Raw genomic sequence first — 14,370 nt, 5'->3', positions numbered from 1 at the left:
AGTATATAACAGTTGGTACAGATATATCCCAGTGAGGTATAATGTCATCCACAATTAACTTAGTTTGTCAATGTAGCTAATTCCCTGTAATAAGATGTTAATTAATGCAGTAAAACCATTCAACATAACAAAAATTATATTGAATGTTCACTTATATATACACCTTTATTTGGAAGTAAATATATGTCTATTTACAGTATGCCCCCATTTTTTAATAGCCCCCCCTATCTCTATCTACTGTAAGACCATCATAATGTAGGGACACGTTGTAAGCCACTCTAAGGCACTGTTAATAACAATAGGCACCACTGGCACCCCCTTGTTATACAGCCCCCCTGTTTTTGTACAGTATAGGGCAGTGTTATTGCGTTCTGTCCCCGTTAATGTTAACTTCTGGGTACACTCCCCACCTATGGCTACCACTACCCTCTAGTGTACTCAGTAATCTGTACTCATAACTGTACGCACAGCCTGTCCCTACTGCTGGCACATACTCTCTGTCATATCCTTACAGTTTATCACTATAATTTATTTAAGTTATTTTATATTTGTTTTACATTTGTTTACAGTTAATTTATATTAAAGTTTTATACAGTTATTTACTGATAATTTATTCTATATTTATTTACTTTTGTTTACATTGATTAAACTTTTATTTGTTTACTTTTATTTACTAAATTGTATTAACCACCCAACGGAGGAAGCTACTCCCATCCCACCCCATCCAGTGTCATTACTGTATTCCAGTCATTATCAACTCTAGTATACTTTCTATACAGCTTGTGTTTGTACCAGTCCTTAACAGTGCCTTACAGTTCTTAACAGCTCCTAACAGACACCCCCACACTGCCTCTGAACTGTCCCCTTAAATGTAATTCAACTAAAGAAATTCTGCTACTAATTCTAATATTGGATTACTTCTACCTCAAATCTCTTCTTCTACATTTCTTTTTTCATTTACCCACGCTTCTATAAGTTTAATTAAAACTATATCCATTTTCCACTCGTAATCCACGCATTTGTCTTGAAATTTTGTGTATAATTCCTTAGTACCTGTAGCTTGTACAAGTATTGTAGTCGCCTTAACATTTGTCTCTTTTTCAAAAGAGAGTATTGTTTGCTCACTAACCTTTTCTACTTTATTTTCCTTCTTTTTATTCTTTTCCATTTACTTCCCACTCTTTCATGTCATCTATCGTTTCATGTGGGAATTATATCCTATGGAAACAGTTTTGTAAACCTTTATTTTTGTAACGCAATAACGTTATAACGCCTTTAGGTAACTCGTTTGTAACTCAATTACGTTATTTGAAATGACCACTTTTACATTGAGAGTAATTGTCCACTATAATTTGATTTTGATATAGAAATTTTGGTATTTTTTTATGATTATGTTATTAAGATTTCTCTAATATAAAATAATCTTTAACTTATGTTTTGCTCTTCTCCGTTTTTATATTTAATAATGGTAGAGCCTTCTTCATCAACTGTTATAATTTCAACGATATCCTGTATAAAATAGATATTTTTCTCAAATATAAAATCGTGCTCTTTGCAGAACTTTTCTACATGATACACTAATAACTCTTCCTTCACTTTTCTTCTTGTACAACTTCTATAATTGCTGTAATTCGAGCATATGTAAGAGGGTACTTTACGTTCTAACTTTCCACGATAATTTGCACCACAATAGCATTTTATTAACTTAGAAAACAGATAATTATAATTCATTTTTTCACCTTCTATTTTTATATTGATATTTAGGGCGACATCTGATATAATCCATTTAGGACTACATATACTATAGCATATAAATGTATATCACTCAACTACATAATTCAAAAGGAGGGCAACCTACATGCCTACAATCTCAACTGAACAGACGAAGAATATTATAAAAGACGTGGCAATTTATTTGCGTAAATCAAGAGGTGTAGATGAAGATTTGCAGAAACACAGAACTGCACTTGAAGAACTCTGTCTAATTAAGAACTGGCGATATACAGAATATGGCGAAATAGGTTCTTCTGACAGTATAGTCAGCAGACCTCAGATGATACAGCTATTAAAAGATGTAGAAAATGAAATGTATGACGCAGTTGTTGTAATAGACATTGATAGATTAAGTCGTGGAGATGGAGAAGAACAGGCTCGTATAAAGAATATACTTAGACGCTCTGGCACATTAATTGTGACACCTAACAAGGTATATGACCTTGAAGATGATGGTGACGATATGTACTCAGACTTTGAAGGGTTTATTGCGAGGGCAGAATATAAGCAAATTAAGAAACGTCTTAAAAGAGGTAAGAAGCAGGGTTCTCGCAGAGGTGACTGGACAAACGGTACTCCACCTTATCCATATGTGTATCAAGAGTGGTATGACGAAAATAGCAGAGAATTATTTAAAAAGGATAAAGGCTTAGTTGTAAACAGAGAAAAATATACTACTTACCGTACTATGCTTGAAAAAGTAATTGTAGATGGAATAACACCTAACGAGATTGCATGGGAACTGAATAGAAAAGGAAGCCTTTCCCCAAGAGGTGGTCGCTGGCATGGTGCTACAATTCAGAGGATACTTGTTGATGAAACTCATATGGGTAAGATAATTTCAAACAAATCTGCTGGAGATGGTCACGCTGAAAAGAGAAGTAAGGACAGTAAAGATTTGGTACACTTTAGCAAAGACAAATGGGTAATAGTGGAGAACTGCCATGAAGCTGTAAAAACACAGGAAGAACATAATAAACTGCTACTGTTCTTTGGAAGGGAAACAAAGACTCCTAGAAGAAAAGGCACTAGAATCTTCCCATTATCAGGATTATTGAAGTGTTCAAGATGTGGTCATACTATGGTTATGAACTACAGGGCTGACAGGAAATCACAGGAATATATAAAGCCATGTTGGTATCACGACGCTGTAGGAAATAAATGTGGTAACAGTGGCTCAGATTCCACTATTGTACATGAACAAATAATGATACAACTTGATAAGAAAAGGCAAGAACTTAAGGAAAATTCGAAAAAGGATGGTGGCGAAAATGACAGTGTACTAAGAGAAATCAAAATGATATTAACTGAAATAGCTAAGTTAGAGAAGAAAATGATTAGAATTGACGAATTAGTTGAGGACGAATACTATACTCTGCCTGAAGCTATAAAAAGAAAATCAGATTTAAAAACATTACTTGATGAAGCCGAAACAAAACTCACTCTCTATCAACTAAAATTAAATAGCAATGCAAAAGTTACCAGCACTGAAAGGCTACTACTTATTGATAAATTTATAGAAGAAATTGCACAAGAAAATCTTACCCCCAAGGAAATTAATGAACTGTATAAAAGGGTAGTATCTCATATCATCTGGGATAGAAAAAAAGATGATTATGTGGTAGAAGTAAATTTTCTATAGGGACTTAAAAGTTTCTACTGCTCTAGGAAATATCACTGGTGTCTTAGTTTAGCTTGGTTCATGTAGCTAACATGACACCAATGACAAGTAGAATAGCCAATTGATAGGAATATTGGTTTATCTTCTTCTTTTGCTTTAGTAAAAGCTTCTTCGCCCCACGCAAACCATTCCACAGGATTATGAGCGTGTTGAAGCAAATAAGGACTTTTCTCATGTATAAGTCTGTTAGGTTTTCCACTTTGTTTAATAGTTTCTGGTGTAGTCATAAAGATCTCTCCTTTTTGTTATATTATCATATACTTATTATTTGTTAACGTAATATAAATAATACCAAGAATTTCAAAAAAAAGCCATCAACAAATGTTAATAGCTTTCTCATTATAAATATTTAATTATAATTTCTTTACCGGTGGTTATGTAGGTTCTTATTTCCACATATCGGACAACTTTTTCCTTTTAGGAACATCCAATATAGAAGATAGACTCCACCTCCGATAACCCAAAAACAGTTGATAAGAAACCATCCTATACTAAATTTTTTCTCGGCTCTTACATTCTGATTACAAGATGAACAAAATTGCATTATAATCTCCCCCTTTGCAATTCATATTATAACATAATATTACAATATATATACTCACAACTATGGATAGTCCATCTAACAGTTTACCATATTTAATAATAAATACAGTTGTTTGTATTATTGGATATATTTTTCTAAGACTAACAGGTCCAAAGAAAAAAAAGTAACATTTACTTCTTTATATGTGCCCTAAAATTATATATGGATTAAATTTTACTTTTAGGTTTGTTTGGCCAATATCTAATTTGTGATACAAGTATTCCTACAAGTATAAGAGTACAACCTATATATCCTCTACTACTCATACTCTCTCCAAGTATAAGTGCACCACCTATAGCACCAAATACTGATTCCATGCTTAATATGATAGCAGCATGAGCTGGCTTGGTATTCTTTTGTGCAACAACTTGAAGGGTATATGCTACACTAACTGATAAAAGACCACCGTAAAGTATTGGAACTAAAGCCTGTGATATCCCTTTCATGCTAATTTGTTCAAATATTAAGGCTGATATTAGGCTTAATATTGAGCATGTTGCAAATTGAACACAAGATAATTTCAAAGCATCCATCTTATTAGAAAAATAATCTATTGTTAAAATGTGTATAGCCCAGAATATAGCTCCTATAACCTCAAGTAAGTCACCATAACCTATACTAAAATTTTCATTTACGCTTAATAGGTAAAGCCCAACAACTGCAATTAATACTCCAATCCACGAATTTTTTTCAATTTTATGCTTCAATAATATTCCTATAATTGGTACAAAAACCATATAAAGCCCTGTAATAAAGCTCGCCTTTCCAGCTGTTGTATAAATAAGACCAATTTGCTGTAGCGTTGCAGCTGCGTAAAGGGCAATACCAACCAACCCACCTTGTAATATTAGTTTTTTAGTATTTACTTGAACCTTACTCTGATTACTGCTATCGCCTTTCTTTCTTTTATCGAAATAAATAATTAAGGGTATGAGAGAAATACCTCCAATAGCAAATCTTATCCCATTGAAGGTAAAGGCTCCTACATATTGGGACCCTACTCTTTGTGCAACAAATGCAAATCCCCATATAGCCGCAGTTAGTAATAAGAGCATATTGGAACCCACTCTTTTATTATTCATTTTATCATCCCCTTTTCAACTAGGCCCTCCTAATAAATTTTCATGAATCCCACTGTGAAAGGTAAATGTTTGTACTTTCTTGTACCTGTATGTATAAATCCTAACCCACTGTACCAATTTTTTAATTTCGTACTTTCTTCAATTAATCCAATAGTCATTTTATTACTTCCCAATTCTCTGACTTTATCCATTGCAAAAGCAATCATTTCTCTGCCATAACCTTTATGGCGATATTCTACCAATACAGCAAGATTATTCAGTTCAAAACTTCCCCCATCATTCTGACTAAGCGAGAAATAACCCACAATGGTACCACTATCAAGATAAGCAAACATTGCTCTACCTTCATCATACTGCTTATATAATTTTTCAACTTTCATAAAACATGCATTCCCTGGACAATTCTCTTTTGTAAGACTAAATTCTTGTGCTACCGTTCCGAAACTTTTTCTAATTACTTGTACACATACTGTAATCTCATCTCTTTCTATCTGCCTTATCATTTTATCACTTCCATACTCACATTTTATACTGGTTTCACCGGTATCATTACTGTGACTTCTGTTCCCGTGCCCTCATCACTATAATGGGAGATTGATCCATTCAGTAGTTCAATTATCCTGCTTACAATTGCGAGCCCAAGTCCACTGCCCTGTTTCTTGTGTGATTCGTCACACTGATAAAACTCATCATATATTTTGCTCTGTTTTTCCGTTGGGATTCCTATACCTTCATCTCTAATTGAAACTCTCAGAAAATCACTTTCAGTATTTGCTGTAATCCAAATTGTACATTCTCGCTCTGAATATTTTATGGCATTATCAATTAAATTTGTCCATATTTGAAATAATAAATCATAGTCACATATGATACTTGATTTTTCAAGTCGCAGGTCGAAATTAATCTCTTTTTGATACCATTTTTCTCTCAGAGAAATAATACAACGTCTCAGTTGTTCATCCACCATAAATTCCTGCTTCTTATCCATAATAATCTGATTATCAAGTCTGGACATTTGAAGCATATTGTCACACAACCTTGATAGTCTTAACGATTCTTGATTTAGATAGGTAAGATACTCCTTCTGCTCCTCTTCATCAAGCCCCCCATCCAACAGCATTTCAGAGAATCCTGTAATCGCAGCAACAGGCGTCTTAATTTCATGAGATACATTACTCATAAAATCTTTTCGCATATAATTCATTCCATTTAATTCACCTGCCATTTTATTAAAATTATTAGCAAGTTCATCTATCTCATCAGTGTATGTACTTTTTCGTTTTCCCATATTCCTTTTCCAGTGTTGTAGTTGTACTGAAAAATCTCCATCCGAAACTTTTTTTACGCCTTCACTGATTCTTATAATAGGATTCGTTACATATAGTGCTTCATGCCACAAAGATATACCACCAAAAATCATGGTAAAAATGCATACAATAAGGCACATTACTATTGCAACTGCAATTGTTATTGGTTTATCATACAGAAAATAAAAACCCATCACCACCAGAATACATGCAAAACAACATGATGAACATAATGTAATAATCGATGCAAATGCTATTTTCAAACGCAGAGACATCCGTATTCTACTGCGAGGTTCATCATTCATTGAATCATCAATTCCTTTCCACTATATTTTTGCCTTATACCCCAGTCCTCGAATGGTAATTATATGAAAATCAGTAGTATTTTCAAATTTTCTTCTTAGTTTCTTAATATGTGAATCTACAGTACGGTCATCCACTTCGGTGTCCATTCCCCATAATTCATCCATTAAATCCTGTCTTGTAAAAATCTTGTTTGGGTTACTAAGTAGTTTAAAGAGGAGATAAAACTCTTTGGGTGGCATTTCGAATTCTTCCTCTTTCGTTTTTATCGTCAGAGCATCATAATCAAGGATGGTACTGCCAATTACAAGCTTTTTTTCATTTGCGATTTGAGCCCGCCTAAGGAGTGCTTTAACACGTAGCACCATCTCTTTCATATTAATTGGCTTAATCATATAGTCATCTGTTCCAGCTATAAAACCTTTTTCCATATCATCCATCTGACTTTTCGCTGTTACCATAAGAATCGGAATTGTATATCCTACATTACGAAGGGCGCGTGTTAGCTTATAGCCATCCATATTAGGCATCATAATATCACTGATAATAAGATCTATATGTTCTCTGTCTAAAACCTCTAAAGCCTGTACTCCGTCAAATGCGACAAATGTACGATAGGCGTCTTGCCTTAGTTTTACACATATCATCTTATTAATAATTTCATCATCTTCAACAACTAATACAGAAAACATTCTCTCACCCTATCCCTAATTAATAATTATCTTCTCTTTTTAATACTCCATTTTCTAATCGATAAACAACATCCACAAGATCTAAAACTCTTTCATCATGAGTTACCATGATGGCTGCCTTATTATGTTTGATTACTTCTTTTTTGATCATTTCCACTACTTGCCTGCCACGGACACCATCCAAACTTGCGGTGGGTTCATCTGCAAGGATAACATCGGGGTTATTCATAAATGCTCTCGCGATTGCCACTCTTTGCTTTTCACCACCTGACATTTTATCCGGGTATTTATTTGCACAATCAGAAAGTCCTAAATCATCTAACATTTCCTTCGCATTCATATCAAGTTTCTTATTTTTCTTATTTAGATCAATTACGAGCTGAAGCTGTTCCTCAGAGGTCAAATATGGTAGCAAATAATGATTTTGGAAAATAAAACCGATTTTCTCCCTACGTATTTTTGTAAGTTTCCTACTTTCTTTTTTGCAAAGCTCAGTATCTCCAATGATAACACTACCATCAGTAGGTGAAAGCAATGCCCCAGAAATTGAAAGAAAGGTACTTTTGCCACAACCCGATGGTCCAACAATTGCAACAAATTCCCCTGGTTTTACTTTAAGGGAAATATTATTTAATACTAGATTCTCCTGCTCACCATCCTGATATTTTTTTGATATATTATTAAGTTGTATTGCATATTCATTTTTCATCATTCATTACCTCCTATTATAATGATTGGATCAATCTTTGCAACCTTTCTTATAGAAAGTAAACTGGTAAATAGGGTAATTACAATAAAAACTACCGATATTATAATTACAATTGGTATCTCCAAGTGAAATGGCATACTGCTTGGAAGCATAGATGCCATACCAAATGCCAGAAAATTACCAATTACAACCCCAAATAATGCAAGTATCAGTACCTGAGCTATAATCATACTTGTAAGTTCACTCATTCTAATGCCGATTGCTTTTAGTATACCAAACTGTTTTAATTTTTGAATTGTTATTACATAGAAAAATACACCTAGTATTGCAGCTGAAATAACCACAAGTACCCAAAGAATCATATTTATCGTAAGCTGTTCGGCTTGATATCCAGGTAGATTATCAACAATAGTATCTTTATCAACCACACTCGCTCCAGTTATCCTAATGTTATCGATATCTGATCCTTGAATAGCAATTGCTTTATATTTTTCTGAAAATGATGGGTTCAATTTAATATTGATTGCGGAATAGGTTTCCGTCGAAATAAACCCCACTGGTGAATGTCCATACATTTCATCCCTCGTAAACCCTGCAACTGTCATTTTAATTCCTGATGAGGAATCCTCGACTACATCTCCAACAGCAATACTGTCATCGTTAAAAGAATCATTCAAAACTATGTTATACTCAGTGCCCGAATTGGACATTGCTTTCCCTTGTGTAATATGAGGTGAGAGAAATCCATTCGGGTCTATAGCAAAATATGTAACATCTAATTTTTTGTCATTTCCATCGGCAGTTAAGCTTGTCCTCTGAATATCCAAATTTGTTACATTATCCGTTGTCATGGAAGATACCTGCTTAAGAACATCTGTAGGTAAACTTGATGTTCCAATTAAATTTTCCGCATCGTTGCTAATTACATAGTGTTTAGCGTCCGCATTTTCAATTGATGCGCTTACAGCCCTCGCTAGTCCATTCGCAAGTCCTGATAAAAATATAACCATAAATATCATCAGTATTATAATACTTTCTATCAATAAATATTTTGCTTTACTGTGTTTTAATTCTTTCCACGCCAGTTTCATTTATATACCCCCTCTTGTTTATTTATATTCCTAATATAACTCTCTAATATGACCTGAATATGACCAAATAATACTTTCTTATTATAATGACTATATTTTAGACATGCTAAAACAGGGCATCATTAAGATAACCCCGTTATAAATTCAATTATAATTTATAAACATTTGTAAAGAACCATCCATAAAATTACTTACCCTAAAATTCGCAGTTCAAATTCTTTATTGCAACAGGGACATTGAACGGTATGCTTACCCCTCCTTCGTGGCAAACGAAGTACCTTCTTGCAATGTGGGCATTTACGAAAACGATGTGTTTTAATTTCTTTTATTCTTCGAATTTCTAAAGAACCTTTCGACTTAATAGGCTTCCAAATTTTCATGAACTTTTCATTTTCCATACGTCTTTTGTAAATATTTCGAGATAATGTTCTAAAAATAGTAAAGATGAGAACAGCCGCCATCAAAATCCTAATAATAGCAGAACTGATAAAAGCATTCGCAACTATTAAAACAAGATATGTCGCAATTAAAGCATTATACAGTTGATCTGTACCATACCTCCCATACATGAACTGCGCTAACCTATTCCTAAAATTTCTCATTTTGTTCACTCCTCGTTAATATTTCATCTCGCTAAGGTTTCCATATACTTGGCTTAATTATACTTTAACTTTGCATAAACTTGCTCCCTTTGTAAAAAAGTGTTCGATATTCTTTTCAACCTGTGGATCAGGAACTAATTGTGGTGCATGGTGAGGTTTCGTTCTTGCATCAATGATCATATTATCACAAGCCCAGTGCTTATTCTCATAGTAGCTATTAACACCATAAATATCATGTGAAGGGTTACTTCTCGTAAATGTAGCCCATAAAAAATTTTCAAGCGAGTAGTTCATAAATGAACTGTCATCACAAAGGATAATTAGCGGACAAGTTGGCATGGCACCTCTTGCTTTAACTTGCGAGCATAATTCATCTAATTGATTTTGAGCTCCATCATAACTTAAAAATGTAGGTCCTTCGATAGCGACGATCCCTTTCATTACTAAACAAGGATTTTTAAAACCACATAAATCCGTAAGCTGACCAGGCACATCACTACACAGTTCTCTTTTTTGATCACCACACGCAGCAATTACCACTTTACTACCTGTGTTTAAACCTGTTCCCGAATAATCAAGCGTATCAATTGTTGTATTTGTTTGAAAATGAATGTCACGATGTAGATCAATTCGTTCAAGTATATATGTTAAGAATTCTACCTCTTTACGAGTATCTAATTTCTGATTCTCTTGCGCCGTTATAAACAAATATTTAGCTAGACTAACTTGCCCTGTTCCTAAAATTCGGTTCGCAATGGTGAGAAGCTCCGCTGGTTGTTTGATTTTTTGATATGGTGTATATCGTTCACTTCCTATGGCAAATAACAATGGATGAACTCCCGCTGCATCTACAGCATGAACTTCTTTAACACCAGGAATTTCATATCTTATTGCATTACCTGTTAACTCATGAACGATATCGCCGAAAAAAGTATCCTCTTGAGGAGGACGACCTACAACTGTAAATGGCCAGATCGCATCGGGTTTTGCGTATACCTTATGAACCCTCATTAAAGGAAACTCATGAATAAGGCTATAATACCCAATGTGATCACCAAAAGGACCCTCTGATTTCGTTTCACCTGGATAAATCTCGCCTGTAATGACAAAATCAGCATCAAGACTTATGCAATAACCATCAACATAGCAATAACGAAAATTACGACCTGAAAGAAGTCCAGCAAAGGTCATTTCACTTAGCCCCTCAGGTAATGGCATTATTGCAGCTAGTGTATGAGCAGGAGGACCTCCAATAAAGATACTCACTTTTAACGCCGCCCCAAGTTTGTTTGCTTTTTCTTGATGAACGCCAATTCCGCGATGAATTTGATAATGTAGTCCTACTTCTTTGTTCATTTTATAATCGTTTCCACTAAGCTGAACACGGTACATACCTAAATTACTATTCATAATGCCAGGTTTTTCTGGATCTTCCGTATAAACTTGAGGTAAAGTAATAAACGCCCCTCCATCTTCTGGCCAATGGTGAATAAGTGGAATATCACAAATTTGTATTTCTTTAAACCCATGCAATTTATTATTCGCTTTTTTTAAGGGCAATGCTTTTGAAGCTGACCAACCAGTACTTATATGTCTGAATGGATTTTTAAGTATACTCATTGGATTATTGCGTACCGCAATAACTTCCTTTGTTGACTCTAAGGTATTCCTAAAAATAAATTTACTACGCTCCATGGTACCGAATAAATTTGATACCGCTCTAAATTTAGAGCCTTTAACATTTTCAAATAAAATTGCAGGACCACCAGCTGTATTAATTCTCATATGTATAGCCGCCATCTCAAGATTCGGGTCAACTTCTTCATGCACCCTAATCAATTGGCCAACTTTCTCTAAATCAAGAATACATTCTTCCAAACTATGATACATTCTTTTCCTCCTCATTTAATATTAAAATACGTTGTATTCTTTTAATTTTTCACGCAAATCATTTGAATTAATAAAAAGTATTGCTTTAAATCTCAACTTTATAGCACTTTCAATATTTTCAAGTGTATCATCTATAAAAATAGTTTCTTCTGGATTTATTTTGCATTTTTCTATTAATTTATTATAGATATCGTTACCAGGTTTTATAAGCTTTTCCTTATAGGATAGGATCCCACCATCAAAATATTTAAAGAATCCATATCGTTTTGTAACATCTTCGTACGCTAACAAATGAAAATTAGATAAAAAATAAAGCCTATAATCTTTATGTTTTAGTTCTTTTAAAATTTCTACAGTATCTTCAATAGGTGTGAGTAATTGATACCAATTGTGCATTACTAACTTTATTAACTCACTATTATCTGTACTTCTATTACATATTTCTTTTATTGCTTCTACTTCTGTAATTATGCCTCTATCGAGCATAAGCCACTCTTTACTTTTAAATATCTCTTCATAAATTTGTTGAACTTTTACTTTGTCAGAAATTTGTGAATTAAGATATACTAATGGATTAAAGTTTAATAACACATTCCCTAAATCAAAAACAATATTTTTAATCATCTTCTTATATCCCCTTTTATTTTTCTAATTCAGTTTTTATAACTTGGTCAATTTTTTTACATCCTGCTTCATTAGGATGTAAATTATCTGAGGTATATGTATCTAAGTTTGTTTCATCAATACCACTTAAATTAAATAAATCAATAACCTTAATATTATTTTTATTAGATACATCTTTTATAGCCTGTACATAATCCTCTAAATGATACCCTCCACTATTAGCATTTGGATAAACTGGTTGTTTTGCAAATTCCCCTCTCTTCGTGGGTGTTATAAAAACAAGTTCAGCGTTAGGATTTGTACTTTGTATTTTATTAATTACCTTTTGTAAATTCCCATAAAAACTATTAACAGTTTTATCATCATTTATATTACCAAGTGGTGTATTCCAAGCATAATCGTTGGTTCCACCAAATACAGTAATAAAATCTATATTTGCTAAATTAGTAGTTGACACCCTATCAGCCATTGTGCTCATTTTTCTACCAATGATACTATCATTTACATATTTTTTTAATAACATCATATCTTTTAAATAATATGGATATTTATTCAAAGAAGTTATGCTATCACCAATTGCGTACCAGGTCTTATCCTTATATTTATTATCATTTTGCTTGACTACTTTTTTTTCTTCAATATGTTTCATATTAGAAATTCGAGTCTTTTTCACCTTTGCTTTTACTAATTGATTACTATTATGCATACCTAAACCAACTACAAACGCAAATACAATGATTATCATTAATATATATATAAATTTGTTTCTATGTTTCATATTTTTTCCCCTTTTAATTATAACATAACAATTATTCCCAAAAATAAAAAAGAAGCATTTCAGCTTCTAATTGTTTATAATAGCATAGTAACTTGAGGTTTAAACTGTCAATTAGTTATAACCTTATTATTGCTTTATTCTTTATGTATTTTTAATGCATCAAAAGTATTATCTTCCTTGAACTTAAATGTAGCTCCGTAGCCGCCACGTCCTATTACATTCTCATTTCCTTCTCTAAGTACAATGTTATTATCTTCATCAGTATATCCTAATTCAAAATCATCTAATAAAATTAATAGTTTTTGTTTATCTGTCATCTTATACACCCCTTACCATTATAATATATTTCATTATACCTTATAGAAAATTAATATTCAATTAAGTAGTAAAATTGCATTATAGTAAGTTCCTCCGCATTTGCACTGAAATCAGTAACTAGATTATTAATAAATTCAGCATCTTTATTGTATTCTTCCCCTGTTTTGAGCATTGCCACATAATCTTTAACAACCTGGTTGTCTATAAATGCTAAAACCTCAGCAGAGCTTTCTGACAGATTTTCCACCGATGCAACAACCACCATAGTTACCCTCTGTATCTCTTTTACAGTATTTTTTGAGTTCTCGGCCAACTTTCTCACTTCATCTGCAACAACAGCGAAACCTTTTCCTTCTTCCCCAGCTCTTGTAGCCTCTATCGCAGCATTGAGTGCAAGAAGATTAGTTTTCGATGCAATTTGTAATATAGAATCGGCAAGCGTTACCACTTTATCAATATAGCTCCTGTTACCCAGACTTTGTGACGAATATCATAATCCTTTTTTAGCTGTCATTCATAATTAATTAATTCCTCAATTTTAATCTTATCAGTTTCTTTTGATAGTTGAAGAGCTGTTAGATATGATTCAATAATGTATTCAGGCGGTGGAAGAATATCTGCCACAAGATCTTTTCCTAAAACTATTTCATTATACATTTTTCCATTTATCTTTATATTCGTTATTGTTTTATAAGAAACAACCCCAAACAAAATAAATCCAATGATAAAAATAGACATCAAAATGGTTAACTTTAAGCTAATTTTAAAATTATTAAACATAGAATAACCCCCCCCATAAATTAAACAATTTTCATAATTATTATATCGGTTATTTTCGACAAAAATTTAATATATATAATACAACATTATATAAAATATGTCATTATAATGCAAAATATGATAATATGTAATTAAGTGAAAAATATCATAGTATGTA

Annotated in this window: 16 protein-coding genes and 2 pseudogenes; 1 reads left to right on the top strand and 17 read right to left on the bottom strand. The window is 33.0% G+C overall.

Annotated elements, in window-relative coordinates:
• Window positions 1–361: 361 nt before the first annotated feature.
• From KPL55_RS26245 to KPL55_RS01870, 3 genes are all read right to left on the bottom strand, one after another.
• Window positions 362–490: a hypothetical protein gene (locus tag KPL55_RS26245; RefSeq protein ID WP_281418789.1), complete on the bottom strand. Its 129-nt coding sequence runs from the start codon at window positions 488–490 to the stop codon at window positions 362–364.
• Between the two features lie 435 nt (window positions 491–925).
• Window positions 926–1,168, bottom strand: coding sequence for a hypothetical protein (locus KPL55_RS01875; protein WP_216305014.1), 243 nt, complete (start codon window positions 1,166–1,168; stop codon window positions 926–928).
• 257 nt (window positions 1,169–1,425) lie between these two features.
• Entirely contained in the window at window positions 1,426–1,731 is a 306-nt protein-coding gene (locus KPL55_RS01870; RefSeq protein ID WP_216305013.1) for a recombinase zinc beta ribbon domain-containing protein, read from the bottom strand.
• Window positions 1,732–1,858: 127 nt separating this feature from the next.
• On the opposite strand from KPL55_RS01870, the gene KPL55_RS01865 reads away from it, so the two are divergent.
• Complete coding sequence (locus tag KPL55_RS01865) at window positions 1,859–3,415, top strand: recombinase family protein (RefSeq protein ID WP_216305012.1); 1,557 nt, start codon at window positions 1,859–1,861, stop codon at window positions 3,413–3,415.
• A 68-nt stretch (window positions 3,416–3,483) separates the two neighbouring features.
• Here the strand turns inward: KPL55_RS01865 and KPL55_RS01860 are convergent.
• The 14 genes and pseudogenes from KPL55_RS01860 to KPL55_RS01795 form a co-directional block, all read right to left on the bottom strand.
• Window positions 3,484–3,681: pseudogene (locus KPL55_RS01860) on the bottom strand (DUF255 domain-containing protein); the annotation flags it as partial.
• 523 nt (window positions 3,682–4,204) lie between these two features.
• Complete coding sequence (locus tag KPL55_RS01855) at window positions 4,205–5,119, bottom strand: DMT family transporter (protein WP_216305011.1); 915 nt, start codon at window positions 5,117–5,119, stop codon at window positions 4,205–4,207.
• Between the two features lie 29 nt (window positions 5,120–5,148).
• On the bottom strand, window positions 5,149–5,622 hold the full coding sequence (locus tag KPL55_RS01850) for a GNAT family N-acetyltransferase (RefSeq protein WP_216305010.1): 474 nt from the start codon (window positions 5,620–5,622) through the stop codon (window positions 5,149–5,151).
• Window positions 5,623–5,645: 23 nt separating this feature from the next.
• The gene (locus KPL55_RS01845; protein ID WP_246599270.1) at window positions 5,646–6,689 is read right to left on the bottom strand and encodes a HAMP domain-containing sensor histidine kinase; all 1,044 of its coding nucleotides are present in this window, start codon (window positions 6,687–6,689) and stop codon (window positions 5,646–5,648) included.
• Window positions 6,690–6,752: 63 nt separating this feature from the next.
• Window positions 6,753–7,421, bottom strand: coding sequence for a response regulator transcription factor (locus tag KPL55_RS01840; protein WP_216305008.1), 669 nt, complete (start codon window positions 7,419–7,421; stop codon window positions 6,753–6,755).
• Window positions 7,422–7,440: 19 nt separating this feature from the next.
• Complete coding sequence (locus KPL55_RS01835) at window positions 7,441–8,133, bottom strand: ABC transporter ATP-binding protein (protein ID WP_246599269.1); 693 nt, start codon at window positions 8,131–8,133, stop codon at window positions 7,441–7,443.
• Window positions 8,130–9,221 (bottom strand): ABC transporter permease, encoded by a 1,092-nt coding sequence (locus KPL55_RS01830; RefSeq protein WP_216305007.1) that lies wholly within the window; start codon window positions 9,219–9,221, stop codon window positions 8,130–8,132. Before KPL55_RS01830 ends, KPL55_RS01835 begins: the two co-directional genes overlap by 4 nt.
• A gap of 191 nt (window positions 9,222–9,412) precedes the next feature.
• A complete protein-coding gene (locus tag KPL55_RS01825; protein ID WP_216305006.1) occupies window positions 9,413–9,823 on the bottom strand; it encodes a hypothetical protein in 411 nt (136 codons plus the stop codon).
• A gap of 57 nt (window positions 9,824–9,880) precedes the next feature.
• Window positions 9,881–11,713, bottom strand: a complete 1,833-nt coding sequence (locus KPL55_RS01820) for a UbiD family decarboxylase (protein WP_216305005.1) — start codon at window positions 11,711–11,713, stop codon at window positions 9,881–9,883.
• A gap of 21 nt (window positions 11,714–11,734) precedes the next feature.
• Window positions 11,735–12,337 carry an HAD family hydrolase gene (locus KPL55_RS01815; RefSeq protein ID WP_216305004.1) on the bottom strand — a complete coding sequence of 201 codons (603 nt, stop codon included), beginning with the start codon at window positions 12,335–12,337 and terminating at the stop codon, window positions 11,735–11,737.
• 16 nt (window positions 12,338–12,353) lie between these two features.
• Complete coding sequence (locus tag KPL55_RS01810; protein WP_216305003.1) at window positions 12,354–13,115, bottom strand: SGNH/GDSL hydrolase family protein; 762 nt, start codon at window positions 13,113–13,115, stop codon at window positions 12,354–12,356.
• Window positions 13,116–13,249: 134 nt separating this feature from the next.
• Window positions 13,250–13,432, bottom strand: a complete 183-nt coding sequence (locus tag KPL55_RS01805; protein WP_216305002.1) for a hypothetical protein — start codon at window positions 13,430–13,432, stop codon at window positions 13,250–13,252.
• A gap of 86 nt (window positions 13,433–13,518) precedes the next feature.
• Window positions 13,519–13,860, bottom strand: a pseudogene (locus tag KPL55_RS01800) (methyl-accepting chemotaxis protein); the annotation flags it as partial.
• An 83-nt stretch (window positions 13,861–13,943) separates the two neighbouring features.
• Window positions 13,944–14,213 carry a hypothetical protein gene (locus tag KPL55_RS01795; protein WP_216305001.1) on the bottom strand — a complete coding sequence of 90 codons (270 nt, stop codon included), beginning with the start codon at window positions 14,211–14,213 and terminating at the stop codon, window positions 13,944–13,946.
• Window positions 14,214–14,370 lie beyond the last annotated feature (157 nt).

Origin of the sequence: Clostridium lacusfryxellense, assembly GCF_018861735.1 — a bacterium.
Lineage (GTDB): Bacteria > Bacillota > Clostridia > Clostridiales > Clostridiaceae > Clostridium_AD > Clostridium_AD lacusfryxellense.
Note: the sequence above shows the minus strand (reverse complement) of the source record. Positions and strands in the feature narration are given on the sequence as shown.

Bases quoted from the DNA above. Each gene is read 5' to 3' on its own strand.
- KPL55_RS01805 (WP_216305002.1), bottom strand. From the start codon at position 13,432: ATGACAGATAAACAAAAACTATTAATTTTATTAGATGATTTTGAATTA.
- KPL55_RS01840 (WP_216305008.1), bottom strand. From the start codon at position 7,421: ATGTTTTCTGTATTAGTTGTTGAAGATGATGAAATTATTAATAAGATG.
- KPL55_RS01875 (WP_216305014.1), bottom strand. From the start codon at position 1,168: ATGGAAAAGAATAAAAAGAAGGAAAATAAAGTAGAAAAGGTTAGTGAG.
- KPL55_RS01795 (WP_216305001.1), bottom strand. From the start codon at position 14,213: ATGTTTAATAATTTTAAAATTAGCTTAAAGTTAACCATTTTGATGTCT.
- KPL55_RS01855 (WP_216305011.1), bottom strand. From the start codon at position 5,119: ATGAATAATAAAAGAGTGGGTTCCAATATGCTCTTATTACTAACTGCG.
- KPL55_RS01825 (WP_216305006.1), bottom strand. From the start codon at position 9,823: ATGAGAAATTTTAGGAATAGGTTAGCGCAGTTCATGTATGGGAGGTAT.
- KPL55_RS01830 (WP_216305007.1), bottom strand. From the start codon at position 9,221: ATGAAACTGGCGTGGAAAGAATTAAAACACAGTAAAGCAAAATATTTA.
- KPL55_RS01865 (WP_216305012.1), top strand. From the start codon at position 1,859: ATGCCTACAATCTCAACTGAACAGACGAAGAATATTATAAAAGACGTG.
- KPL55_RS01815 (WP_216305004.1), bottom strand. From the start codon at position 12,337: ATGATTAAAAATATTGTTTTTGATTTAGGGAATGTGTTATTAAACTTT.
- KPL55_RS01820 (WP_216305005.1), bottom strand. From the start codon at position 11,713: ATGTATCATAGTTTGGAAGAATGTATTCTTGATTTAGAGAAAGTTGGC.
- KPL55_RS01870 (WP_216305013.1), bottom strand. From the start codon at position 1,731: ATGAATTATAATTATCTGTTTTCTAAGTTAATAAAATGCTATTGTGGT.
- KPL55_RS01810 (WP_216305003.1), bottom strand. From the start codon at position 13,115: ATGAAACATAGAAACAAATTTATATATATATTAATGATAATCATTGTA.
- KPL55_RS01835 (WP_246599269.1), bottom strand. From the start codon at position 8,133: ATGATGAAAAATGAATATGCAATACAACTTAATAATATATCAAAAAAA.
- KPL55_RS01850 (WP_216305010.1), bottom strand. From the start codon at position 5,622: ATGATAAGGCAGATAGAAAGAGATGAGATTACAGTATGTGTACAAGTA.